We start from the raw sequence: 22,005 nt of genomic DNA, 5'->3' as shown, positions 1-22,005 counted from the left end.
GAGGTCAGCCCCGGTCGAGCAGGGACGCCTGGTAGCGGCGCATCCCGCGCAGCCACCGGTCGTAGTCGGCACCCTTGTGCCGGAACATGTCCAGCACCTGCGGGTGCGGCAGGATCAGGAACCGCTCCTCGTCGATCGCGGCGAGGGTGTCGGCGGCGACCTGGGCAGGCTCGAGGACCTTGCCCGCCGAAGTGACGGCCTTCGCCGCCGCCGCACTGAGTACGCCGGCGTCCTCCTCGGGGAACAGCAGTCGGGTGTTCACCCCCTGGGGGCACAGGCAGCTGACCTTCACACCCCGGTCGCCGTAGGTGACGCTGAGCCACTCGGCGAACCCGACGGCGGCGTGTTTGGTGACCGCGTAGGTGGCGCCGCCGATCTGGGTGAGCAGTCCCGCGGCCGACGCGGTGCTGACGAAGTAGCCGTCGCCGCGCTCGACCCAGCCCGGAACCAGCAGTCGTGCGGCCCGAACATGGGCGCGGAGATTGACGTCGAGGGCCAGGTCCCAGGCGCCGTCGTCGGCGTCGAGGCCGGGCGCCCCGGTGATGCCAGCATTGGCGAAGTACAGGTCGACGGGCCCGAATTCTCTCTCCGCCAGGGCGATCAGGCCGCGGATCGCGTCGGTGTCCGACACGTCGGCGACCGCGGCGACCGCGGCGGCGGGATGCGCGGCGTTGATCGTGTCCGCGACGTCCCGCGCCGCGGGCCCGACCAGGTCCGCGACAACGACCCGCGCGCCCGCGTCGACCAGGGCCCGCGCGAGCGCGCCGCCGATGCCGCCTCCGCCCCCGGTGACGACGGCGACCTTGCCTGCAACCTTCACTGCCGACCCCCGCTCTCGCGCCGATGCCGCCTCGCCCCAACTATATAGTTGAATCCGGCGTCAAGTTCAAGCCGTGCGGCTCGTCGGAACGACCACCGGACGCCACTACGACAATCTGTAGTAATAGTCCCCTGCTACCCGGTCGCCATCGGCTAGGTTGATCGCATGGGGATGCTGGGGCGGCCTGATCCATCCACCGACTACGGGGATTCAACGGCGCGAACGGACGGAAATCGACAGGGCGAGGGCGCATCCGGGGAACACCGGCCGCCACGACACACGGTGCGATGGGCCCTCGTCGGACTGCTCGCCCTGATCGCCGCCGCCGTCGCGATGTCGGCGGTGGTCCACCGGTGGCAGACCCCACGCGACAAGCAGGCGATCGAGCAGTTGATTGGCCCCGAGCACCGGTACGTCGAGGTCGACGGGCATCGGATGAGCGTCGCGGTCCAGGGCTCCGGGCCGCGAACCATCGTCCTCATGCCCGGCCTCGCCACCCCGGAACCGATCCTCGGCTTCGCCCCGCTGGCCGAACGCCTCGCCGAACAGAGCACGGTCGTCACGATCGAACCCCTCGGCTACGGGCTGAGCGACGGCACCGACACCCCCCGCACCAGCGACGCGATCACCAACGAGACCCGGTCCGCGCTCCGGGAGCTGGGACTCGGCGGTCCGTATGTCCTGATGCCCCATTCGGTTTCGGGGCTGTACGCGATGTGGTGGGCCAGCCACCATCCGGATGAGGTCGCCGCCGTGGTTGGCCTGGACGACGAACGCTTCACCGCGGACGGCGCCACCGACTCCCCCGACTGGCCGAGATGGATGGCCGGCGTCAGCGCCATTGGCGGCACTCGAGATCTGATCTCCCTGGACAACACCACCGACTACCTGGGACTGGCCGCCGACTACCGGGCGAGCCTCGGCGACGCTTCCGAGTACACCGAGGACCAGCAGGAGCTGTACCTACGCGCATACTCATGGATCCTGAATCCGACCGTGCTGGACGAGATGGCGCGCGGAGCGGAGAACGTGCGGGCGGCCGAGGGAGTCGTGTTCCCACCAACGCTGCCCGCCCTGTCGATCCTCGCCGATTCCTCGCTCGAGGTGGAACCGGAGTGGGAGCCCGCTCACCGCGCCTCGATCAGCAACCCGGCGATCCAGCAGGTCACGATCATGGACGGTCATCACTATCTGTTCCACGCCAACGCCTCGGCGGTCGCCGAACTGACCGAGCAGTTCCTCGACGCGCATCTCCCGACCCGCTGACCGCCAGCGCGGGTTCGCCGTCCGCAAGGACCGAGGGGTCGTCGAGGTACAAACTGATGCGGTCGATCTGCTCGGTCATCCTGCGTGCGGGGAGCAGTGCGGGAAGCCGCGCAGTGACAGGCGATTTCAGCACCAGGTCGACCCTGGTGCCGTCGGCGTTCGGAAGGTGCAGGCGCCCGGCCCTGACGGTCGGTACCGTTTCGTTGAACCGGCGACGGGGCCTGATCGAGGCGATACTGGCCCGGTCGACAATGGCGACGACTGCACCGGACTGACGAAGGACGAGCGATGTGTCGGTCAGATAGTGGGGTCTGGTGCGATGCACAGCCAGATGGCCGAACAACGCGATCAGCGACCACACCGAGATCACCGCGACGATCACCCGAAGCCACAGATGCGGGAGCAGCACATGAACGACCGCGATCTCGATGACGGTTGCGGCGGCGAACGCCAACGGCAGGGCGATGGTGCCTCGTGCGGAGGTGAGCACCACGGCGCCGGGTTCGACACCCAAGTGTCGCCCGCGGATCCACAACCACAACGCGTGGTGGGCCCTGACCTCGGCCCGGACGAGCGGCAGCAGCGAAACCCGCCGCGCTCTCCGGCGCCACCCAGGACTCATCGCGCTTGCCTTGGCGTCGACACGCGGGTGCTCAGTTCCTGCTGAACCCGTCGTACCACTTCGCGTTGCGCCTCGTCCGGGATCACGTCATCGAGCTGGAGTGCGGCACCCGCGGACGCATTGGTCGTCGTCGCCAGCCTCGATGTGCCGATCGGCACCTGCTGCGAGTCGACGAACTCGAGCAGCAGGTCCGTCACCGCGGCGATGTCCTTCTCCACCAACCGCGGGGCACGGCCCTCGAGATTCGACCACTCGTCAAGCACCGCGAGATACCGCGCGCGGTGCTCGTCATCGGCCATCGTGGTCTCGTAGACGGCGAGGAATCCCTCCGGCGCCTTCCCCGACATCACGAGCGCCTCGACCAGGTCTCGATCGCGGCGAAGCGCCGAACCGACCGCCGTGGAGGGGGTATTGTCGATGACGGCGGACACAACCGCCGTCAGCCCCGCGGGCAGTACCGAAATGGGGTTTCCGCGTTCGGCTTCGGCGAGCATGTCGGTGAGTTGTGCCCTGCGGCGCGCGAGCTCGGCCTGCTGGGTCTCGATGGCGCTGACTAACGCCCGTAGATCGGCGACGACGTCGCGCACGTCGTCGTCCGTCTTGCCGTCGGTGAGGATCGCCGCGATCGAGCCGAGGGGAACCCCGCCCGCCGCCAGCCAGCGGATCCGCATCAGCCGGACGGCGTCGTCGATGGTGTACTCGCGGTAGCCGTTGGATCGGCGTTGCGGCTCCTCAAGCAGGCCGAGCCGATGATAGTGGCGCACCGTTCTCGTCGTGGTGCCAGCAACCGCAGCAAGCTGCCCGATCCTCATGACCCGAGTCTCAACCATGACGCTGCGTCAAGGTCAAGCCGCGTCTGCCGCACTGCGAAGCGCTCGCGGACCTCGGTACGCTGTGCCGCATGGCGAGGATGTGGTCACCACTGGCCCGGAGGCTGACTCTGGTTCAGCTCAGCTGGGTGGCCGTCCTGACGCTGGTGATCTCCGCGGCGACGACGATGGCCGGGCCGACCACGGTGGTCGGGGCCGCTGTCGCGATCATTCTCCTGCTCGCGATCGCCGGACAGGGCTCGTTGTCCCGGCTGCGCTCGCTGACCGAACCGACCGCGGGCCCACCACGAGACGAGCAGCGCCTCCGTGGCGCGTTCCGGCGGCAGAGCGCCCCGGACACCCCCGGTCGGCCCCGCCAACCACGAGCACCCGGACGGGCCCTGGCCGCCGCGCACTGATGCCGCGCGACCCCCTGGTCGACCGTCCTTCCACGCCGTGGTGATCCGCAGAGGATCCGGCGTGCCCCCTACCCGCACGATGCCGTGTGACGCTGCGTCGTGCAGCAAAGAGGTGCTCCAATGCTCGATTTCATCTATTACCCCGTGTCCGCGATCCTGTGGTTCTGGCACAGAGTGTTCGGCTCGGTCCTTGGCCCCGACAACGGGTTTGCCTGGGCGTCGGCGGTGGTGTTCCTGGTCTTCACCCTCCGTGTCTTGCTCCTCAAGCCCGCGATCAAACAGGTCCGCACCACCCTGCAGATGCAGGAGTTGCAACCGCAGATCAAGGCCCTGCAGAAGAAGTACGCCGGTGACCGGCAACGTCAGGCGAGCGAGATGCAGAAGCTGCAGAAGGAGCACGGGTTCAATCCGCTGATGGGGTGCCTGCCCGCGCTGGTTCAGGCGCCGGTGTTCCTCGGGCTGTACCACGTGCTGCGGTCGTTCAACCGCACCGGAACCGGGCTGGGCAACCTCGGAATGTCCCCCGAGGCCAACGCGAACACCGCGAACTACGTCTTCAGCGCCGCCGATGTGCAGTCGTTTCTCAGTGCCCGCCTGTTCGGCGCGCCGATCTCCGTCGCGGTGACCAGCCCGCAGAGCACGCTGGCGTCGTTCGCTCCGTACGGCGGAGTCCCGACCGTCGCGACGATTGCCGCGGTGGCGGTCCCGCTGATGGTGCTCGCAAGCCTTGCCACGCACTTCAACGCGAGGGCATCGGTGCGGCGGCAGAGCACGGACGCGGCAGCCAACCCGCAGGCGGCGATCATGAACAGGGTGATGCTGTGGATCTTCCCGCTCGGCGTCCTGGTCGGCGGACCGTTCCTGATGATTGCGATCTTGCTGTATTGGGTGAGCAACAACATCTGGACCTATGGCCAGCAGCACCTCGTGTTGGCCCGCATCGACCGGGAGAACGCCGCGAAGCGCCGGGTCAGGCGGTGATGCGCAGCGCGTTCACCCAGAGCCGGGTCGCGGTGCGGGTGAGGGCGTCGAGGTCGATGCCGTCCTCCTCCGCGGCATCGCCGGTGACGAAGTACCCGAACGCGAGTCGGCTGATCATGCCGGAGAGGGCGCGCGAGGACAGCAGCGGATCGAGGTCCACGTCGGCGAGCCCGCGCTTCTGCAGCGCCTCGATGCTGCGGGCGTTGCGCCGCACGAAGGCGTCCGCCCTGCGCTGCCGCAGCATTCGGAACTCGGGGTCGACGCTGGCGACCTGCTCGAGCAGGCCCATCAGCTTCGCGTTGCGGCGATACGCCTCGAAGTACGCCCGGTTGCTCGCCTCGATGATCGCGGCCGGATCGCCGTCGGCGTCCACGTGCGGCATGCCGGGATGCATCATGTCCTCCTGCGCGAGCTCGAGGACGGCGGCGAAGATCTCCTCCTTGCTGGCGAAGTAGGTGTAGAAGGTGCCCGCCGAGCACTTGGCTGCCGTGGTGATGTCGATCAGCCGCGTGTCCAGGTAGCCGGACTGTTCGAACACGGTGCGGGCGGCGGCGATGAGCGCGGACCGCGTGCGCAGCCCCCGCTCGGTGGCGGGGAGGTCACGGAGCAGCGCCGAGTTCGCCATCGACGGCGGGACGTCCTCGGGGATGGGTCGTGCTGCTGATCGTGCCATGTACACAGTTATAGCCCTGGGGCGCCGGATCAGGACCGCAGGTGCGCGAGGACCGCGAGCACCCGACGGTGCCCGCTGTCCGATGCCGACAGCCCGAGCTTGGCGAAGATGTTGCCGATGTGCTTGCTCACCGCGGTGTCGCTCACCACGAGTCTGCGGGCGATGTCGGTGTTGCCGAGCCCCTCCGCCATGAGGCCGAGCACCTCGGATTCGCGTGGGGTGAGGGTGCGGATCGGGTCGTCGGCGCGGCGCCGGCTCATCAGCTGGGAGATCACCTCGGGATCCATCACGGTGCCGCCGCCGACCACCCGGTGCAGGGCGTCGACGAACTCCTCCACCCTGCCGACCCGCTCCTTGAGCAGGTAGCCGACCCCGGACGCCCCGCCGGAGAGCAACTCCCCCGCGTACCGGTCCTCGACGTATGCGGACAGCACCAGCACCGGGAATCCGGGGCGCCGCCGGCGCGCCTCGATCGCGGCCTTGAGTCCCTCGTTGGTGAACGTCGGCGGCATCCGCACGTCGAGCACCGCGCCGTCCGGCGGGTCGGCCTCGAACGTGGCGAGGAACGTCTCGGCGTCGTCGACGGCGGCGGTCACCTCGACCCCGACGCTGCCAAGCAGCAGGACGAGGCCCTCCCGCAGCAGCGCGTCGTCCTCCGCGATCAGAATCCGCACGGCAGTGCCACCTCGATTCTCGTCGGCCCGCCGAGCGGGCTGTCCAGCGTCATCGTCCCCTCGAACGCTGCCACGCGGCGCCGGATCCCCGCCACTCCGCCGCCCGCCGCGGCGACGGCCCCGCCGACGCCGTCGTCCCGGACGTCGATGACCAGCGCCGCGCCCCGCTCGTCGTCGCGCGTGGACAGCGTCACCCGGACCTGCCCGGCGCCGCTGTGTTTGGCGACGTTGGTGAGGGCCTCGGCCACGACGAAGTAGGCGGCCGCCTCCACCGCGGCCGGTGCCCGCCGCAGCCCCTCGGTGTCCAGGACGCACGGCACCGTGCTGCGGCCCGCGAGCGCGGAGACCGCCCCGCCGAGCCCGAGTTCGTCGAGGATCGGCGGGTAGATGTCGTGGACGAGCGTCCGCAGTTCCGACAGCGCCTCCGCTGCCGCGTCCTGGGCCCGCAGCAGTTGCGGCCGCGCCTGATCGGGTGCAACCCGCAGGGAGCGTTCCGCGAGACCGAGCATCATGACGACGGCGACGAGCCGGTTCTGGGCGCCGTCGTGCAGGTCGCGTTCGATGCGGCGCAGTTCCGCGGCGTGCGCGTCGAGGGCGGCGGCCCGGCTCACGGTGAGCGCCGAGACCCGTTCGGACAGTTCGGTTTCCCGACCCGGGGCGAGGAGATTCCGCGCCAGACCTGCGATCCCCCGCGCCAGCAGCGGCGTCACCCACCACGCCAGGGTCAGATATCCGACCCCGACCAGCGGCGCCGCCGCCGCGCCCCACCACGAGGTGACGGGATAGAGGTTGCTCACCGGCTCGTCCGGCGGCAGCGCCCACCAGTAGAACGGGATCGCAAGGGAGTTCACGGCGGCGAGCGGGAGAACGATCGCGACAAGCCCGGACGTGAGCGCCGCGACGGAATGGACCGCGACCCACCCGAAGTCGCGGCGCGTCGACGGCGCGGTGAGCAGCCGGCGCAGGTCGTCGACACCGGGACGGTCGGAGACGGTCGGATACCGCTCGGGCACCTGCCGACCCGTGTACGCGGACGATCGTCGCCGCGCCCGGCCCGCCCACCACCGGAGCGCCCGCACGTAGGTGGGCACCGCGAGCCAGCCGACGATCAGGATCAGCATCGACCCGACCACCAGTCCGACCACGAGGAAGCAGAGCGAGACGACGGCAGCACCGGCCTCGACCACGAGGAAGCGGACGGCGCGCCACCGCTCGTTCAGGCGTTCGGTCCACTGCATCACCCCAGCATGCCGCACGCCGGCGGCGCCGTCGGTACAGCTGGCTACACCATCGATCGGGTACCGCACGGGATGTTCTGCGGCGTCGCCGATTCCTAGCGTTGTCGCCATGACCTCCTTCACCTCTCCCCTGCCCCCGGTGCAGAGTCCCCCGCAGTCGGCGGTCCGGCTCGCCGACGTGAGCAGAACGTACGGTTCTGGGCGCACGCAGGTCACCGCGCTCGACGCCGTCAGCCTGTCCCTCGCCCCGGGCAGTTTCACCGCGATCATGGGTCCGTCGGGCTCGGGCAAGAGCACGTTCCTGCACTGCGCTGCCGGACTCGACCGGCCCACCCGCGGGTCGGTGTGGCTCGGCGACACCGAGATCAGCGCCCTGAAACCCAAGGCCCGCACGATCTTCCGACGCGACCACATCGGGTTCGTGTTCCAGGCGTACAACCTCATGGCCGCACTCACCGTCGAACAGAACGTGACGCTGCCGCTGCTGCTGGCTGGCCGCCGCGCGGACCGCGCGCACCTCGACCACGTGCTGGACGCGGTCGGCCTGGCCGACAAGCGCCGCCGACGGCCCGCCGAGATGTCCGGTGGCCAGCAGCAGCGGGTCGCGATCGCGCGGGCGTTGATCACGCGGCCGCACGCGGTGTTCGCCGACGAGCCGACCGGCGCGCTCGATTCCCGCACCGGACGCCAGGTGCTGGACCTGCTGCGCCGCACCACCACCGACCTCGGTCAGACGATCGTCATGGTCACCCACGATCCGGTGGCCGCCGCGCACGCCGACCGGGTGCTGTTCCTCGCCGACGGTCGTCTCGTCGGACGGATGGATGCACCGAGCGCCGCGGCGGTCGCCGACCATATGACCCATCTCGGGGAGTGGTGAGCATGCGTCGCTCCCGTCTGCCGCGGCTGGCGCTCGCGAACGTGCGGCAGCGCCGGGGCAGTTTCGCGGCCGTGTTCGTCGCCGTGTTCTGCGCGGCGGCCCTCACCTGCGGGCTGGCGGTGCTGTTCGAGTCCGGGATCCGCGGCGGCGTCACCCCGCACCGGTATGCGGGGGCCGACGTCGTCGTCGGCGCGCCGCAGGCCCTGGACGTGCGTGAGGGTGTCGACGAACCGTTCGTCGAACGCGCACTGCTCCCCGACTCCGTGGTTGACGACCTGTCCCGGATGCCGGGGGTGCGGGCGGCGGTCGCCGACCGCGCGGTGCCGCTGGCCACCGACGACGGTGCCCTGCGGACCGCGCACCCGTGGTCGTCGACGGTGCTGGCGCCGTACACGCTCGCCGACGGCCGCGCCCCCGCGGCGTCCGACGAGGTCGTGGTGACCGGGGGCGGCACGGTCGGTGACCGGATCACGTTGCGGCACGGCGGTATCGGCGACGAGTACACCGTCGTCGGGGTCGTGTCGGCCCCCCGGCCCGAGCCCGCCGACCGGCTGGCGACGGTGTTCCTGTCCGACGCCCGGATCGGCGACCTGTGGCCGCACCCCGGCGGGGTTGCCGCGGTCGGTCTGCTCGCCGACGACGGGGTGGACGCCGACTCGCTCGCGGCACGCGCACGAGACGCGCTGCCGGGCCTCGACGTGACCACCCACACCGGTGACGGCCGCGGCGACGTCGAATTCCTCGATGCCGGTGCCGCCCGCAGCGAGCTGATGGCGCTGTCCGCGGCGTTCGCGGGCGTGGCGATCCTCATCGCGATGTTCGTGGTGTCGAGCACCCTGTCGCTGTCGATCCAGCAGCGCCGCCGCGAGTTCGCGCTGCTGCGGGCGACGGGCGCAACACCGGGCCAGGTGCACCGGCTGGTCGGCACCGAGGTGCTGCTCGTCGCGGGCGTCGCCGCGCTGCTCGGTACCGCACCCGGCTACGCGCTCGCCCGACTCCTGCGCCTCCAGTTCGTCGACGCGGGGGTGCTGCCGACGGACTTCGCGCTCGCGGCGGGTCCGATCCCCGCCGTCGTCGGCGCCGTCCTCGCGCTCGTGACGGCTCGGATCGCGGGCGCGGGCGCGGCCCGCCGTCCGGCCCGCCTCGATCCCACCGAGGCGCTGCGGGAATCCGCGGTCGAACAGGCATCCCTCGGCTGGGGTCGGCTCGTCACCGGGGTCGTGTTCGGCGTCGGCGGTATCGCGACGTCGCTGTTGCCGATGGTGCTGCCGGGTCCGGCGGCGCTCGCCGGTGCCGGCGGGTCGGCGATGCTGCTGGTGATCGCGGTGGCGCTGCTGGGCCCGGTTCTCGTCCGCGGCGCGGTCCGCTGGTTCGGCGGGCCGCTGCGCCGCAGCGGGTCCCCGGCGCGGGTGCTCGCCGCCGCGAACGCGGGCACCCGGTCCCGGCGGCTGGCGTCCGCGATCACCCCGCTGGCGTTGGCGATCGCGATCGGCGGCGTCCAACTGTTCACGCAGGACACCGTGTCCGCGGCCGCCGACGACCAGTCCCGCAGCGGCATCACCGCGGACCTCGTCGTCACCGGACCGGCCGGGCTGTCCCCGACGCTGATCGACGGCATCACAGCGAACGACGCTGTCCGTCAGGTGAATCCGATCGCCCGCAGCACCGCCCTGTTCAGCACCGGCGGGGAGAACCCGACCACGCAGACGTACCCGGTCCAGGGCATCGACCCGGCAACGACCGCGTCCACCCTCGACCTCGATGTCCGCGGCGGCGACCTGGGACGGCTGCGGGACGGCACCGTCGCGCTGTCCACCGACGCGGCGTTCGCGATGAGCGCCCGCATCGGCGGCACCGTCGCGCTGCGGCTCGGCGACGGCACCCTCGTCACCCCGGAGGTGGTCGCGACGTATGGGCGCGGCCTCGGCTTCGGCGACGTGACCCTGCCCGTGGCGTCGGTGCGCGCGCACACCACCTCCGGCCTGACCGACATGCTGCTGGTGTCCGCGCATCCCGGCCGCGTCGACGAGGCGCGCACCGCGATCACCGCGCTCGGTGGCGTCGCCGTCGCCGACCGCGGCGAGTTCGCGGCCGCCGGGCAGGAGCAGCGGCGCATGCAGTCCGGCGTGAACCTGGTGGTGCTGGCCGTGCTGCTCGGCTACCTCGCGGTGGCCGTCGTGAACACGCTCGTGCTGGCCACCGCCGAACGCGGCCGCGAGTTCGCGCTGCTCCGCCTGGTCGGGGCGAGCACCCGGCAGGTGCGGGCGATGATGCGCACCGAATCGGTGATCGTCGTGACGGTCGCGGCGGTCCTGGGCACGGTGATCGCGGCACCCCCGCTCGCGGGGATCGCGGTCGCGGTGTCGGGGCAGCCGATCCCCACCGTGTCGCCCACCGTCTACGGGCTGCTCATTGCGGGCACGGTGCTGCTGGGGCTGGTCGCGATCGCGGTCCCGACCCGGACCGCGATGCGCGCCGACCCGGTCGCCGCGATCGGCACCCGCGAGTAGCGGACCCGGGACGCGCGGCCACCGAGTTCGCCTGCGCGCGGCGCGCCGGTCGGCGACGATGGTCGGGTCCGCGCGTCTCCGTATCGACAGGCAGTGAGGTCCACCCACGTCCACGCAGCCCCCCGAGCCCGACCCGCCCACCGACCCGAGCGGCGTCGAAGCCGTGCTCCGCCGGGCCGGGTGCGTGTTCGCCGAGGAGGAGGCCCGCCTGCTGCTCGGGGCGGCGCGGGACGGCGCGCACCTCGCCGGGCTGGTTCGGCAGCGGGTGACCGGGCGCCCGCTCGAACAGATCCTCGGGTGGGCCGAGTTCTGCGGCCTGCGGGTCGCCGTCGCGCCGGGCGTCTTCGTCCCCCGCCGGCGCACCGAGTTCCTCGTCGAGCAGGCGACCGGGCTGCTGCCGCGGGCCGGGGCGTCGGTGCTGGACCTGTGCTGCGGGTCGGGGGCGGTCGGTGCGGCGCTGCTGTCCACCTCGACGGTCGTGCTGCACGCCAGCGACATCGATCCGGTCGCGGTCGCCTGCGCCCGCCGCAACCTGCCCGCCACGCCGGTGCACTGCGGTGACCTGTACGACCCGCTGCCCGCGGAGCTGCGCGGCCGGGTCGACGTCGTGGTCGTGAACGCCCCGTACGTGCCGTCCGACGCGATCGCGACGATGCCCGCGGAGGCGCGCCTGCACGAACCGCGCACCGCGCTCGACGGCGGACCCGACGGCGTCGACGTCCATCGCCGGGTCGCGGCGGCGGCACCGGGGTGGCTGGCGCCCGGCGGTCACCTGCTGGTCGAAACCAGTCGGCGGCAGGCGCGGTGGACGGCCGATGCCTGCACGCGGGCCGGTCTCGTCGCCCGGGTGGTGCACTCCCCCCGGCTCGACGCGATCGTCGTCGTCGCGGAGGCGCCGATACGTTAAGGCCAGCGCGTGAGCCCGGTTATGCTGCGGCCGTGACCATCTCCCTGTGTGTGCTGCTGTGGGCCCGTCCCGGCGAGGAGGACGGCCTCGTCGCCTACGAGGATCGGGTGCTCGAACTCGTCACCGAGCACGGCGGCCGGGTGCTGCAACGCGCCCGCACCGACGGTTCCGGCGGGCAGCCGCTCGAGATTCAGCTGTTCACGTTCGCGAGCCAGTCCGCGATGGACGGGTACATGGCCGACGACCGCAGGCTCGCGCTCGCCGCCGAACGCGACCGTGTCGTGGCCCGCACCGAGATCATGCCGGTCACCGTGCAGTGAGGGCCAGCGGCAAAAGCCGTTGCCGCACCGACTGCGGTGTCCGTACCGTCGAGGTGACCGCCGTGCCGTCTATCGAAGGACCGATCGCGCCATGCTCCCCGTCACCGAGGCCGACATCCGGGCCTCGTTCGTCAACTGCTCCAAGGGTGACGCCAAGCGCCTGTCCGTCCCGAGGGACCTCGCCGACCGCCCCTGGCAGGACCTCGACTTCCTCGGCTGGAGCGATCCGACGTTGCGCGGCCGCTGCTACATCGTCGTCCCCCTCGGCGACGACCTGGCCGGGGTGGCGTTCCGGTACGCGACCGGCGGAACGGGCAAGGCGCAGATGTGCGCGATCTGCAAGACCACCCACACCGGCGGCGGTGTGTCGCTGATGACCGCGACGAAGGCGGGTGACGCGGGGCGACGCGGCAACACGGTCGGCATCTACATGTGCACCGACCTCGCGTGCTCGCTATACGCCCGCAACAAGCGCCGCCCCGCCGCCGGGAACCGCTACCGGGAGAGCCTCACCGACGAGGAGAAGGTGGCGCGGGTGCGCGACAACATCACCGCGTTCGTCACCGGCCTGTCGACCTGACCGTCCCGGGAACGAACACGTCCCGAACGCGTCCGGGCCCGGACGGTGCGTGACGCACCCTCCGGGCCCGGTAGACCGGCTTCGGGTCAGGCGCTGACCAGCTCGCCAGCAGCGGCGACCAGGCCGGCGACGACGGCGGCGACGTCGGCGGCAACCTCGGCGTTCTCGCTCGGGTGCTTGTCACCGAACTTGTCGAACGTGCCACCGATGGAGATGGAGACGTCCTCGACGACGGTGCCGCCGGCGATCCGGACCGCCTTGCGGGTGTCCTCGTGCGCCCAGACGGCGGCGTTCGGGGACGGCGATGCGCTGATCACGGCGACCGGCTTGTCCTTGACCGCACCGGCGCCGAACGGGCGGGAAATCCAGTCGATGGCGTTCTTCAGCACGGCCGGAATGGTGCCGTTGTACTCGGGGGTGACGAGCAGCAGGGCGTCGGCCTCACCGGCGGCCGAGCGCAGCGCCTGCGCGGCGGCGGGTGCGGCGTCGCCGTCGATGTCCTCGTTGTAGAACGGCAGCTCGCCGAGCCCCTCGTAGATCGTGACCTCGGCGCCTGCGGGGGCGCCCGAGACCGCGGTCTCGGCGAGCTGGCGGTTGACGGAGCCCGCGCGCAGGCTTCCGACGAGGACGAGGACACGGGTCTGAGACATACGGGCTTCCTTACGAGGTTCGTTGGGCTGGCTCGATCCAGCACGACCAGCTTAACCGGACCGCGGTCCGGTTGTATTCCCCGGCGGGTAGCATCACGGCGTGCAGTCCACCCCGATCCCGATGGCCGAGACCCACGAGGCCGAACGCTGCGACGCCGCCCGCAACCGCGCATTGTTGCTGGATGCGGCGGCGCTGCTGGTGGCCGAGCGGGGCGTCGACGCGGTCACGATGGACGCCGTCGCCGCGCGGGCCGGTGTGGGGAAGGGCACAGTCTTCCGTCGATTCGGCAGCCGGTCCGGCCTGATGCACGCCCTCCTCGACCACACCGAGAGCGAACTCCAGCACGCCTTCCTCGCCGGCCCCCCACCGCTCGGGCCCGGCGCGGACCCGCTCGACCGGCTGATCGCCTACGGCCGGGCCCGGCTGTCGATGGTTGGGGTGCAGGGCGACGTGCTGCGCGCGGTGGAGAGCTCGCCGGAACTGCGGTTCGGCGGGCCCGCCCGCAATGTCGCGCTGACCCACGTGGTCACCCTACTCCGGGGCACCGGCACCCCGGGCGACCTGCCGATCCTCGCGCACAGCCTGCTCGCCCCCCTCGAGGCGTCCCTGGTCCTGCACCAGGTCCGCGATCTGGGGATGCCGATCGACCGCGTCGCCGACGCTTGGGAGGACCTGGCACGCCGGGTGACATCGGCCTGATCCGAATCGGCCGCGCCGGTCACTACCCTGCACGTCATGCGCACTCTCCGACTCGCAGGCCTCATCGCCCTGACCGCCGCCCTCGCGGCGTGCTCCGACTCCAGCACGGCGTCGCCGGAGTCCCCGCAGGCCGATCTGCTCGGCCGCACCTTCGTCTCGACCACCGTCGACGGCACCCCGATCCCCGGCGGCGGGCCGCTCACGGTCGAGTTCGTCGAACCGGACCGGCTGGCGGCAACCGCGGGCTGCAACCGGGCCACCGGCACCGCCGACTTCTCCGGCGGCACGATCACCGCGGGCGCACTGGCGACCACGATGATGGCCTGCGTCGGGGACGTCGGCGAATCCGACGCGTGGCTGACCGAGTTCTTCACCGCGAACCCGCAGTGGAGCCTCGACGGCGACACCCTGCACCTGCGCACCGGCGCCGCGGACGTCACCCTCCTCGACAAGAAGGTCGCCCAACCGGACCGCCCGTTGACGGGCACGACGTGGGTGGTCGATTCCACGATCAGCCCGACCGCGGTCACCGCGTCCCGCGCGATCGAGGAGTCGGCACCGTCCCTGCAGATCGGGGACGACGGCGCGGTCACCGGCTCGACCGGATGCAACACCTTCACCGGCACCGCGCAGGTCGCCGACGACAGCGTCACGTTCGGTCCGCTCGCCACCACAAGGAAGATGTGCCCGCCGGACGTCGCGGAGGTCGAACGCGCGGTCCTGTCCGCACTCGACGGCGCCACCACGGTGACGATCGACGCCGACCGGATGCGCCTGATGAACGACAACGGCACCGGGCTCGGCCTGCGCGCGCGCTGACCGGCCGGTGCCGCGGGATCAGTAGTTGGTGTCGAGCCAGGACCCGAGGATCCGGGCACTGGCATCGACCTGCGCGGGCCAGTCCATCGCGGACTCGTCGGCGTGGTCGCTGACGTGCTTGACCAACCGGCACCGCACACCCATCCTGGCGCAGGACGCGGCCACCGCGAATCCCTCCATGTCGACCAGGTCGGCGCGGCGGGACAGGTCCTCGCGCAGCACCGGGTCGGACACGAACACGTCGCCGGTGGCGAGCACCGACCCGTCGCCGCCCTCGAGTGAAATCCGGTCCTGCGCCGGGTAACCCAGGGTGCGCAGCACGTCGGCGCTGAGATCGTGGTTGAGCACCTCGGACGGCACATACAACCCGCTCGACGCGCAGGCGGCGTCATCTGCGCTGTGATGGCCGCGCAACGCGCCCGCGGTGCCGATGTTGACCACCGTCGGGCGGGCACCGTCCGGGTGCGCGGCCAACGCCTCGGTGACCGCGATCGCCGCGTCGACCTTCCCGATCCCGGTGACGAGCACCTCGAACCGCGGCGGCACGTGCGCGGCCTCGGCGAGCGTGGCGGAGACGACGAGGACGGGGAGCGGGTGTTCGCGAATGACATGGGTCACGCCGAAAACAGTAGTCTGCGCGCGGCGCCGGGCCCCTCGCTAGAGTCACCGCATGGCCACACTGCGTGCTCGAATCCTGCAGGAACTCGGCGCGAAGCCGACGATCGACCCCGCCGCCGAGATCCGGGACCGGATCGACTTCCTCAAGGCATACCTGCGGTCCACCCCGGCGAAGGGCTTCGTGCTCGGCATCAGCGGCGGACAGGACAGCACCCTCGCCGGGCGGCTGTGCCAGCTCGCCGCCGAGGAACTCCGGGCCGAGGGTCGGGGCGCCGAATTCGTCGCAGTCCGACTGCCGTACGGGGTGCAGGCCGATGAGCACGACGCGCAGGTCGCGCTGACGTTCATCGAGCCGGACCGGTCGATCACCGTCAACATCAAACCGAGCGCGGACGCGGCGGCAGCGGAGAGCGCCGCCGGGCTCGCCGAGGTGCTCGGGCACGACGGCGCGCTGCGGGACTTCGTCCGCGGCAACGTCAAGGCCAGGGAGCGGATGGTCATCCAGTACGCGATCGCGGGCGAACTCGGCCATCTCGTGGTCGGCACCGATCATGCGGCGGAGGCGATCACCGGGTTCTTCACCAAGTACGGCGACGGCGGCGTCGACGTCACCCCGCTCACCGGGCTGTCCAAGCGTCAGGGTGCGGCCCTGCTCCAGCATCTCGGTGCGCCGGACAGCAGTTGGCGCAAGGTGCCGACCGCGGATCTCGAGGACGACCGTCCCGCGCTGCCCGACGAGGAGGCATTGGGCCTGCGCTACAGCGAGATCGACGACTACCTGGAGGGCCGCGACGTCACCGCCGCGGTCGCGGAGAAGCTGGAGGGCATGTACCTGGGCACCCGGCACAAGCGCACCGTCCCGGTGTCCCCGCTCGACGACTGGTGGCGGTGACGCCGGTCAGCCGCCCGCGAACGGGGGCAGCACGTCCACCCGCGCCGCGGCGGGCGCGTCGAGGTCGCGGGTGAGTTCGTCGTTCTGTAGGAACGCGGCGACCCGCAGCACCCGTTCCATCGCCGCGCCGTGCCGGTCGGCGAGCGCGGACCGCAGATCGCCGAGCGTGCCGCCCGCCGCCAACGGCACCTGCTCCGCCCCGCACCGCGCGGCCTCCGCCGCGGCCGCGAAGTAGCGCACCGTCACCATCGTCTCAGCCACCGATCGCTCCCATGCTGCGTTGCGGCGGCGCGAAGCCAGCCGAGTCGATGCCGTGCCCGGCCCACTTGGTCCACATCGCGCCCCGCCACAGGTCGGCGAGTTCGGTGTCGGTCGCCCCCGACCGCAGCGCCGCACGCAGGTCGGTCTCGGCGTCACTGAACAGGCAGGACCGCACCGTTCCCTCCGCCGTGAGCCGGGTCCGGTCGCAGTCCGCGCAGAAGTTGCGGGTGACCGAGGCGATGATCCCGACGGTCGCGGGGCCGCCGCCGACCAGCCACTCCTCGGCGGGCGCGGCCGGATCGTCCCTGCCGACCGCGGCCAGCTCGAAACGCTCCCCGAGCACCTCAAGCAGCCGCTGCGCGTCGACCATCGCGTCCCGATCCCAGGCCTGATCCGCGTCGAGGGGCATCTCCTCGATGAACCGCAGGTGCACCCCGGCGTCCAGGCACCACTGCAGCAGATCCGCCGCACCCACCAGGGTTTCGGGCATCAGCACCGCGTTGACCTTCACCGGTGCCAGGCCTGCGCGGGCCGCGGCGCGGATCCCGGCGAGCACGGACGGCAGCCGGTCCCGCCGGGTCAGCTCCGCGAAGTGGGCGCGGTCGACCGTGTCGAGGGAAATGTTGACCCGGGTCAGCCCGGCGTCCACCAGCCCCCGCGCCCGGTGCTCGAGACCGACGGCGTTGGTGGTCATCGACAGCGGAATGCCGGGAACCGCGGCGGCGCAGCCCCCGATGATCTCCTCGAGGTCGCGGCGCATCAGCGGTTCGCCGCCGGTGAAGCGCACCTCGCGGACACCGAGATCCCGCACCGCGATCCCCACCAGCCGGACGATCTCGTCGGCGGACAGCAGCCGCTGCCGCGGAATCGAGGGCAGCCCCTCCGCCGGCATGCAGTAGGTGCACCGCAGCGAACACTTCTCGGTGATGGACACCCGCAGGTCACGGGCGACGCGGCCGAAGCGGTCCACCAGCTCCGGGGAGTCCGGCCGGTCCCGCGCATCGGTGGTCGCGCGCACGCGCGGCAATCCGATCGACACGGGGCGCAGCGTTGCGGTCATCAGCTCACCACCTTCGTCATCATTCGAGTATGACCGCAAACGTGTGTCGTCCGCGTTGCCACGCCACCACGGGCACGCGGTCCGGCGTGTGAGTGCCCGCCGCCTAGAATCGGCGTTCACGCCACAGGGAGGGTCATGACCAGCAGATCCGTCGACGAGCACGCGCAGGCGATCCGGGCGGCGCTTGCCGCAGCGCTGACGCCCCGCGCCGAGGAGGTTCCGGTCCGCGACGCGCTCGGCCGGGTCCTCGCCGGCGACGTGTCCGCGGAGATCGACCTGCCGGTGTTCCGGAACTCGCAGATGGACGGCTACGCGGTCGCCGCGGCGGACGTCCCGCACCCGCCGGTGACGCTGCCGGTGGTCGGCACCGTCGCCGCCGGTGACGCCGGACCCCGCCACCTCGCCGCCGGGACGGCCGTGAAGATCATGACCGGCGCACCGGTGCCACCGGGCGCCGACTGCGTGATCCCGGTCGAGGACACCGCGCCGGACGGCACCGGGGTGCGCATCCTCGCGTCCCGGCGGCCGGGTGACTTCGTGCGCGAGGCGGGCAGCGACGTCCGTGCCGGCGAGACGCTGCTGCGGGCCGGCGCGCGGCTGACCGCCCGGCAGCTGGCGATGTTCGCGGCGGTCGGTCTCGCCCGGGTGCCGGTGCTGCGGCGGCCGCGGGTCGCGGTGATCGCGACCGGCGCCGAACTGGTGCCCGCAGGCACGACGCTGCGGCCCGGCCAGATCTACGAGTCGAACTCGACCGGCCTTGCCGCGTGCGTCACCGCCAACGGCGGCGACCCGGTCCTGGTGGGGCGCAGTTCGGACACCCCTGCCGAGTTCGGGGACCTGCTGACGCGGGCGGTGGCGACCGCCGACGTGGTGCTCACCTCGGGTGGCGTGTCGATGGGCGACTTCGAGGTGGTCCGGGAGGTGCTGACCCCGCTCGGTGGGTGGTTCGGGCATGTGGCGATGCAGCCGGGCGGACCGCAGGGCCTGACCGTCGTCGACGGGGTTCCGGTGCTCAGCTTCCCCGGGAACCCGGTCAGCAGCCTGGTCTCGTTCGAGGTGTTCGCCCGCGCCGAACTGCGTCGCGCGGCCGGGCTCGCGGCCCGGGCCACCGGTCGTGCGACACTCACCGCTCCGGTGCAGTCGCCGCCGGGGAAGCGGCAGTTCCTGCGGGGCCGCCGGGTCCCCGGCGGGGTGACACTGGAATCGGGACCCGGATCCCACCTGGTGGCGGCGCTGGCCAGGGCGGAGGTACTTCTCGACATTCCGGAGGACGTGACGACGATGCAGGCGGGAGACGACGTGCGGGTGTGGGACCTGTGAGCGGCGACCTGACACACCTCGACGGCGAGGGGCGGGCCCGGATGGTCGATGTCGGGGCGAAGGCCGTCACCGCCCGGGTCGCGGTCGCGGCGGGCGAACTGCGCACCACCGCCGAGGTGATCGCGTTGGTGCGCGCCGACGACCTGCCGAAGGCCGACGTGCTGGCCACCGCCCGGATCGCCGGGATCGCCGGGGCGAAGCGGACATCCGAGCTGATCCCGCTGTGCCACCAGATCGCGCTGTCGTCGGTGAAGGTCGAGTTCGGGTTCACCGACACCTCGATCACCATCGAGGCCCGCGCGAAGACCACCGGGCAGACCGGCGTGGAGATGGAGGCGCTGACCGCGGTCGCGGTGGCCGGGTTGACGCTGCACGACATGGTCAAGGCCGTGGATCCGGCCGCGGTCCTCGACGGGGTGCGGCTGCTGACGAAATCGGGTGGCAAGCGCGGCAACTGGGCACGCGAGGACGCCGCGGGCCGGTCGCCTGCGGCCGGGGTCGCCGATGCGGGGCCCCGATCCGCGGTCGTGCTGGTGGCGTCCACCGCCGGCGCGGCGGGGAGCAGGGCGGACACCACCGGCCCGGCGCTGGCGGCCTGGCTGGACGGTCTCGGTTTCGCGGTGCGCGGGCCGCTGGTGTACGCGGACGCGGACATCGACGCGGGCCTCGCCGACGCCCTCACCGGTCACCCCGCCCTGGTGGTGAGCACCGGCGGCACCGGGGTCTCGCCGACGGACCGCACGCCCGAGGCCACCGCGGCCGTCCTCGACCGCGAGCTGCCCGGCGTCGCGGAGTCGCTGCGGCGCAAGGGCGCCGAGCAGACCACGTTCGCGTCGCTGAGCCGCGGCCTGGTTGGGCTCGCTGGCCGGACCGTGGTGGTGAACCTGCCCGGCTCCACCGGCGGGGTGCGGGATGGCATGGCGGTACTGGAGCCGATTCTCGACCATCTGCTGGCGCAGGTGGCCGGTGAGGGGATGCACGATGCGTGAGCTGTTGGCCGCGATCTCGGACCGGCCGCTGGACGCGGCGGCGGTGGACGCCGCCGTCGCCGGGCCCGAACACGGTGCGGTGGTGCTGTTCAGCGGCGTCGTCCGCAATCATGATGAGGGACAGTCTGTTTCCGCGCTCGAGTACTCGGCGCACCCGGACGCGGAGACGTTTCTGCGCCGCTGCTGTGAACAGGTGTCGGCGGAGTCCGGGCTCCCCGTCGCCGCCGTGCATCGGGTGGGCCCGCTGGCCGTCGGCGACCTGGCCCTCGTCGCGGCGGTCGCGGCGCCGCATCGCGCCGAGGCGTTCGCGGCGTGCGCGTTGCTGGTGGAGCGGATCAAGGCGGAGGTGCCGATCTGGAAGCGTCAGCACTTCGACGGCGGTGTCACCGAATGGGTTGGGCTGTGACGCCGAGGGAGAGCACGCCACCCATGGTGTGACCCAGGCAACGGCCCGGCACCCGACGGGTCGGCTATGCTGGCACCCACATGGCGCGAGTCCCACTGCGCCAGCCGTCGTGGAACGGTTTTCACGTGCCAAGCACGAACTCTTCTTACGGCGATCGATTTTGCCCACCGGCAATCTCGCCAGACTTGTGCTGATGAGGCGCGTGAACCCGCGGGTTCCCGTGCTGCGCAGCGCAACCCGATGCCCGAAAGGCACTCGACACATGACCGCGTCCTTCGCCGAACTCGGCGTGCCCGCTCCCCTCGTGACGGCGCTCGCCGACGGTGGAATCACCGCCCCGTTCCCGATCCAGGTCGACACCCTGCCCGACACCCTCGCCGGACGTGACGTCCTCGGCCGCGGAAAGACCGGCAGCGGAAAGACCCTCGCCTTCTCCATCCCGATGGTGACGCGCCTCTCCGGCGACCTGGCAGCCAAGCGCAGGCCCCGCACCCCCCGCGGTCTCGTGCTCGCCCCGACCCGCGAACTCGCCACCCAGATCACCGCGACCCTGCAGCCGATGGCCGACGCCGCGGGCCTGCGGGTGACCACGATCTTCGGCGGCATCTCCCAGCACCGTCAGGTGAAGGCGCTCGACGCCGGGGTCGACATCGTCGTCGCCTGCCCCGGGCGTCTCGAGGACCTGATGAAGCAGGGTCTGGTGTCCCTCGACGCGATCGCGATCACCGTCCTCGACGAGGCCGACCACATGGCCGACCTCGGATTCCTGCCCGGTGTCACGCGAATCCTCAAGGCCACCCCGGACTCCGGGCAGCGGCTGCTGTTCTCCGCGACCCTCGACAACGGCGTCGACATCCTGGTCAAGAAGTTCCTGCACAACCAGGTGCTGCACTCGGTGGACGAGGCAAACTCCCCCGTCGCCGCGATGACCCATCACGTGTTCGACGTCGCGGGGACCGCCGAGAAGAAGGACCTGGTGCACAAGCTCGCCTCCGGGACCGGCCGCCGAATCCTGTTCATGCGCACCAAGCATCAGGCACGCAAGCTCGCCAAGCAGCTCACCGAGTCCGGCATCCCGTCGGTCGACCTGCACGGCAACCTCTCGCAGAACGCCCGCGACCGGAACCTGGCCGCGTTCTCGTCGGGTGAGGCGCGCGTGCTGGTGGCCACCGACGTCGCCGCCCGCGGTGTGCACGTCGACGAGGTCGCGCTCGTCGTCCACGTCGACCCGCCCGCCGAACACAAGGCATACCTGCACCGGTCGGGCCGCACCGCCCGCGCGGGCAGCGCCGGTGACGTGGTCACCGTCGTCCTTCCCGAGCAGCGCAAGGATCTCGCGCTGCTGATGCGCAAGGCCAAGATCACCGTCACCCCGCAGCAGGTGACCGCGGCCTCCCCCGCGGTCGTCGACCTGGTCGGCGAGATCGCACCGCACGTGGTACCCGCCCCGAAGCCGGCGACGCAGCCGAGCGGGCAGGGCGGCGGTCGTCGCGGCGGCGGGCAGGGCGGCGGGCAGCGCCGCGGCGGCCAGAACGGCGGCCGCCCGGCGGCCGACGGCGGCGGCCGACGCCGCGGTCAGGGCGCGGCGGAC

General features: G+C 71.9%; 24 protein-coding genes and 1 pseudogene. 15 read left to right on the top strand and 10 right to left on the bottom strand.

The features are described 5' to 3' along the window. Positions 1–4: 4 nt before the first annotated feature. Positions 5–820: an SDR family oxidoreductase gene (locus ACFWQG_RS15190; protein WP_378508458.1), complete on the bottom strand. Its 816-nt coding sequence runs from the start codon at positions 818–820 to the stop codon at positions 5–7. Between the two features lie 282 nt (positions 821–1,102). On the opposite strand from ACFWQG_RS15190, the gene ACFWQG_RS15185 reads away from it, so the two are divergent. Next, on the top strand, positions 1,103–2,086 hold the full coding sequence (locus ACFWQG_RS15185) for an alpha/beta fold hydrolase (protein WP_378508457.1): 984 nt from the start codon (positions 1,103–1,105) through the stop codon (positions 2,084–2,086). Here ACFWQG_RS15185 and ACFWQG_RS15180 read toward each other — a convergent pair. Both ACFWQG_RS15180 and ACFWQG_RS15175 read right to left on the bottom strand, forming a co-directional pair. Then, the gene (locus ACFWQG_RS15180; protein ID WP_378508456.1) at positions 1,992–2,579 is read right to left on the bottom strand and encodes a hypothetical protein; all 588 of its coding nucleotides are present in this window, start codon (positions 2,577–2,579) and stop codon (positions 1,992–1,994) included. The two genes, ACFWQG_RS15185 and ACFWQG_RS15180, sit on opposite strands and share 95 nt — an antisense overlap. A 125-nt stretch (positions 2,580–2,704) precedes the next feature. Then, a complete protein-coding gene (locus ACFWQG_RS15175; protein ID WP_378508455.1) occupies positions 2,705–3,520 on the bottom strand; it encodes a MerR family transcriptional regulator in 816 nt (271 codons plus the stop codon). A gap of 89 nt (positions 3,521–3,609) precedes the next feature. On the opposite strand from ACFWQG_RS15175, the gene ACFWQG_RS15170 reads away from it, so the two are divergent. Both ACFWQG_RS15170 and yidC read left to right on the top strand, forming a co-directional pair. Next, positions 3,610–3,936, top strand: a complete 327-nt coding sequence (locus tag ACFWQG_RS15170) for a DUF6412 domain-containing protein (RefSeq protein WP_378508454.1) — start codon at positions 3,610–3,612, stop codon at positions 3,934–3,936. Positions 3,937–4,056: 120 nt separating this feature from the next. Continuing rightward, positions 4,057–4,891 (top strand): annotated as a pseudogene (gene yidC / locus ACFWQG_RS15165) (membrane protein insertase YidC); the annotation flags it as partial. A gap of 15 nt (positions 4,892–4,906) precedes the next feature. On the opposite strand, the gene ACFWQG_RS15160 reads toward yidC, so the two are convergent. From ACFWQG_RS15160 to ACFWQG_RS15150, 3 genes are read right to left on the bottom strand one after another with little or no spacing between them, the layout of a single operon-like run. Beyond that, the gene (locus ACFWQG_RS15160; RefSeq protein WP_378508453.1) at positions 4,907–5,590 is read right to left on the bottom strand and encodes a TetR/AcrR family transcriptional regulator; all 684 of its coding nucleotides are present in this window, start codon (positions 5,588–5,590) and stop codon (positions 4,907–4,909) included. Between the two features lie 29 nt (positions 5,591–5,619). Further along, a complete protein-coding gene (locus ACFWQG_RS15155) occupies positions 5,620–6,264 on the bottom strand; it encodes a response regulator (protein WP_378508452.1) in 645 nt (214 codons plus the stop codon). After that, entirely contained in the window at positions 6,252–7,502 is a 1,251-nt protein-coding gene (locus ACFWQG_RS15150) for a sensor histidine kinase (RefSeq protein ID WP_378508451.1), read from the bottom strand. The genes ACFWQG_RS15155 and ACFWQG_RS15150 overlap by 13 nt, the downstream gene beginning before the upstream one ends. A 109-nt stretch (positions 7,503–7,611) precedes the next feature. Here ACFWQG_RS15150 and ACFWQG_RS15145 point away from each other — a divergent pair, with 109 nt between their 5' ends. The 5 genes from ACFWQG_RS15145 to ACFWQG_RS15125 all read left to right on the top strand — a co-directional run bounded on the left by ACFWQG_RS15145 (position 7,612) and on the right by ACFWQG_RS15125 (position 12,699). Continuing rightward, positions 7,612–8,382, top strand: a complete 771-nt coding sequence (locus ACFWQG_RS15145) for an ABC transporter ATP-binding protein (protein ID WP_378508450.1) — start codon at positions 7,612–7,614, stop codon at positions 8,380–8,382. Positions 8,383–8,384: 2 nt separating this feature from the next. Then, entirely contained in the window at positions 8,385–10,892 is a 2,508-nt protein-coding gene (locus tag ACFWQG_RS15140) for an FtsX-like permease family protein (protein WP_378508449.1), read from the top strand. A 163-nt stretch (positions 10,893–11,055) separates the two neighbouring features. Continuing rightward, positions 11,056–11,799 carry a putative protein N(5)-glutamine methyltransferase gene (locus ACFWQG_RS15135; RefSeq protein ID WP_378508448.1) on the top strand — a complete coding sequence of 248 codons (744 nt, stop codon included), beginning with the start codon at positions 11,056–11,058 and terminating at the stop codon, positions 11,797–11,799. A 32-nt stretch (positions 11,800–11,831) separates the two neighbouring features. Then, positions 11,832–12,119, top strand: a complete 288-nt coding sequence (locus tag ACFWQG_RS15130; protein ID WP_378508447.1) for a hypothetical protein — start codon at positions 11,832–11,834, stop codon at positions 12,117–12,119. Positions 12,120–12,210: 91 nt separating this feature from the next. Then, positions 12,211–12,699: an FBP domain-containing protein gene (locus ACFWQG_RS15125; protein ID WP_378508446.1), complete on the top strand. Its 489-nt coding sequence runs from the start codon at positions 12,211–12,213 to the stop codon at positions 12,697–12,699. An 86-nt stretch (positions 12,700–12,785) separates the two neighbouring features. Here the strand turns inward: ACFWQG_RS15125 and ACFWQG_RS15120 are convergent, their stop codons facing one another. Next, positions 12,786–13,349, bottom strand: coding sequence for an NADPH-dependent FMN reductase (locus ACFWQG_RS15120; protein WP_378508445.1), 564 nt, complete (start codon positions 13,347–13,349; stop codon positions 12,786–12,788). A 121-nt stretch (positions 13,350–13,470) separates the two neighbouring features. On the opposite strand from ACFWQG_RS15120, the gene ACFWQG_RS15115 reads away from it, so the two are divergent. Both ACFWQG_RS15115 and ACFWQG_RS15110 read left to right on the top strand, forming a co-directional pair. Then, positions 13,471–14,049, top strand: a complete 579-nt coding sequence (locus ACFWQG_RS15115; protein ID WP_378508587.1) for a TetR/AcrR family transcriptional regulator — start codon at positions 13,471–13,473, stop codon at positions 14,047–14,049. A gap of 36 nt (positions 14,050–14,085) precedes the next feature. Beyond that, on the top strand, positions 14,086–14,868 hold the full coding sequence (locus ACFWQG_RS15110) for an META domain-containing protein (RefSeq protein WP_378508444.1): 783 nt from the start codon (positions 14,086–14,088) through the stop codon (positions 14,866–14,868). 18 nt (positions 14,869–14,886) lie between these two features. On the opposite strand, the gene ACFWQG_RS15105 is transcribed toward ACFWQG_RS15110, so the two are convergent. Continuing rightward, positions 14,887–15,486: a nucleosidase gene (locus tag ACFWQG_RS15105; RefSeq protein WP_378508443.1), complete on the bottom strand. Its 600-nt coding sequence runs from the start codon at positions 15,484–15,486 to the stop codon at positions 14,887–14,889. Positions 15,487–15,538: 52 nt separating this feature from the next. Here ACFWQG_RS15105 and nadE point away from each other — a divergent pair, with 52 nt between their 5' ends. After that, a complete protein-coding gene (gene nadE / locus ACFWQG_RS15100) occupies positions 15,539–16,378 on the top strand; it encodes an ammonia-dependent NAD(+) synthetase (RefSeq protein WP_378508442.1) in 840 nt (279 codons plus the stop codon). Positions 16,379–16,384: 6 nt separating this feature from the next. Here nadE and ACFWQG_RS15095 read toward each other — a convergent pair whose 3' ends face one another. Together ACFWQG_RS15095 and moaA are read right to left on the bottom strand one after the other, a co-directional pair. Next, positions 16,385–16,627 (bottom strand): MoaD/ThiS family protein, encoded by a 243-nt coding sequence (locus ACFWQG_RS15095; RefSeq protein ID WP_378508586.1) that lies wholly within the window; start codon positions 16,625–16,627, stop codon positions 16,385–16,387. Positions 16,628–16,631: 4 nt separating this feature from the next. Further along, a complete protein-coding gene (moaA, locus tag ACFWQG_RS15090; RefSeq protein ID WP_378508441.1) occupies positions 16,632–17,699 on the bottom strand; it encodes a GTP 3',8-cyclase MoaA in 1,068 nt (355 codons plus the stop codon). Positions 17,700–17,834: 135 nt separating this feature from the next. Between moaA and glp the strand changes: the two genes are divergently transcribed. The 4 genes from glp to ACFWQG_RS15070 form a co-directional block, all read left to right on the top strand. After that, positions 17,835–19,019, top strand: coding sequence for a gephyrin-like molybdotransferase Glp (gene glp, locus ACFWQG_RS15085; RefSeq protein ID WP_378508440.1), 1,185 nt, complete (start codon positions 17,835–17,837; stop codon positions 19,017–19,019). Next, on the top strand, positions 19,016–20,008 hold the full coding sequence (moaCB, locus tag ACFWQG_RS15080; protein WP_378508439.1) for a bifunctional molybdenum cofactor biosynthesis protein MoaC/MoaB: 993 nt from the start codon (positions 19,016–19,018) through the stop codon (positions 20,006–20,008). The genes glp and moaCB overlap by 4 nt, the downstream gene beginning before the upstream one ends. Further along, on the top strand, positions 20,001–20,414 hold the full coding sequence (locus ACFWQG_RS15075) for a molybdenum cofactor biosynthesis protein MoaE (RefSeq protein ID WP_378508438.1): 414 nt from the start codon (positions 20,001–20,003) through the stop codon (positions 20,412–20,414). The genes moaCB and ACFWQG_RS15075 overlap by 8 nt, the downstream gene beginning before the upstream one ends. Before the next feature lie 262 nt (positions 20,415–20,676). Then, the coding region (locus ACFWQG_RS15070) for a DEAD/DEAH box helicase (RefSeq protein ID WP_378508437.1) at positions 20,677–22,005 on the top strand (1,329 nt) is incomplete at its 3' end.

It is taken from the genome of Rhodococcus sp. NPDC058532 (genome assembly GCF_042719255.1).
Classification (GTDB): domain Bacteria; phylum Actinomycetota; class Actinomycetes; order Mycobacteriales; family Mycobacteriaceae; genus Rhodococcus_G.
This window is presented reverse-complemented; position numbering and strand designations above follow the sequence as displayed.

Bases quoted from the DNA above. Each gene is read 5' to 3' on its own strand.
- ACFWQG_RS15175 (WP_378508455.1), bottom strand. From the start codon at position 3,520: ATGAGGATCGGGCAGCTTGCTGCGGTTGCTGGCACCACGACGAGAACG.
- ACFWQG_RS15170 (WP_378508454.1), top strand. From the start codon at position 3,610: ATGGCGAGGATGTGGTCACCACTGGCCCGGAGGCTGACTCTGGTTCAG.
- ACFWQG_RS15160 (WP_378508453.1), bottom strand. From the start codon at position 5,590: ATGGCACGATCAGCAGCACGACCCATCCCCGAGGACGTCCCGCCGTCG.
- ACFWQG_RS15150 (WP_378508451.1), bottom strand. From the start codon at position 7,502: ATGCAGTGGACCGAACGCCTGAACGAGCGGTGGCGCGCCGTCCGCTTC.
- ACFWQG_RS15145 (WP_378508450.1), top strand. From the start codon at position 7,612: ATGACCTCCTTCACCTCTCCCCTGCCCCCGGTGCAGAGTCCCCCGCAG.
- ACFWQG_RS15140 (WP_378508449.1), top strand. From the start codon at position 8,385: ATGCGTCGCTCCCGTCTGCCGCGGCTGGCGCTCGCGAACGTGCGGCAG.
- ACFWQG_RS15125 (WP_378508446.1), top strand. From the start codon at position 12,211: ATGCTCCCCGTCACCGAGGCCGACATCCGGGCCTCGTTCGTCAACTGC.
- ACFWQG_RS15120 (WP_378508445.1), bottom strand. From the start codon at position 13,349: ATGTCTCAGACCCGTGTCCTCGTCCTCGTCGGAAGCCTGCGCGCGGGC.
- ACFWQG_RS15115 (WP_378508587.1), top strand. From the start codon at position 13,471: ATGGCCGAGACCCACGAGGCCGAACGCTGCGACGCCGCCCGCAACCGC.
- ACFWQG_RS15110 (WP_378508444.1), top strand. From the start codon at position 14,086: ATGCGCACTCTCCGACTCGCAGGCCTCATCGCCCTGACCGCCGCCCTC.
- nadE (WP_378508442.1), top strand. From the start codon at position 15,539: ATGGCCACACTGCGTGCTCGAATCCTGCAGGAACTCGGCGCGAAGCCG.
- ACFWQG_RS15095 (WP_378508586.1), bottom strand. From the start codon at position 16,627: ATGGTGACGGTGCGCTACTTCGCGGCCGCGGCGGAGGCCGCGCGGTGC.
- moaA (WP_378508441.1), bottom strand. From the start codon at position 17,699: ATGACCGCAACGCTGCGCCCCGTGTCGATCGGATTGCCGCGCGTGCGC.
- glp (WP_378508440.1), top strand. From the start codon at position 17,835: ATGACCAGCAGATCCGTCGACGAGCACGCGCAGGCGATCCGGGCGGCG.
- ACFWQG_RS15075 (WP_378508438.1), top strand. From the start codon at position 20,001: ATGCGTGAGCTGTTGGCCGCGATCTCGGACCGGCCGCTGGACGCGGCG.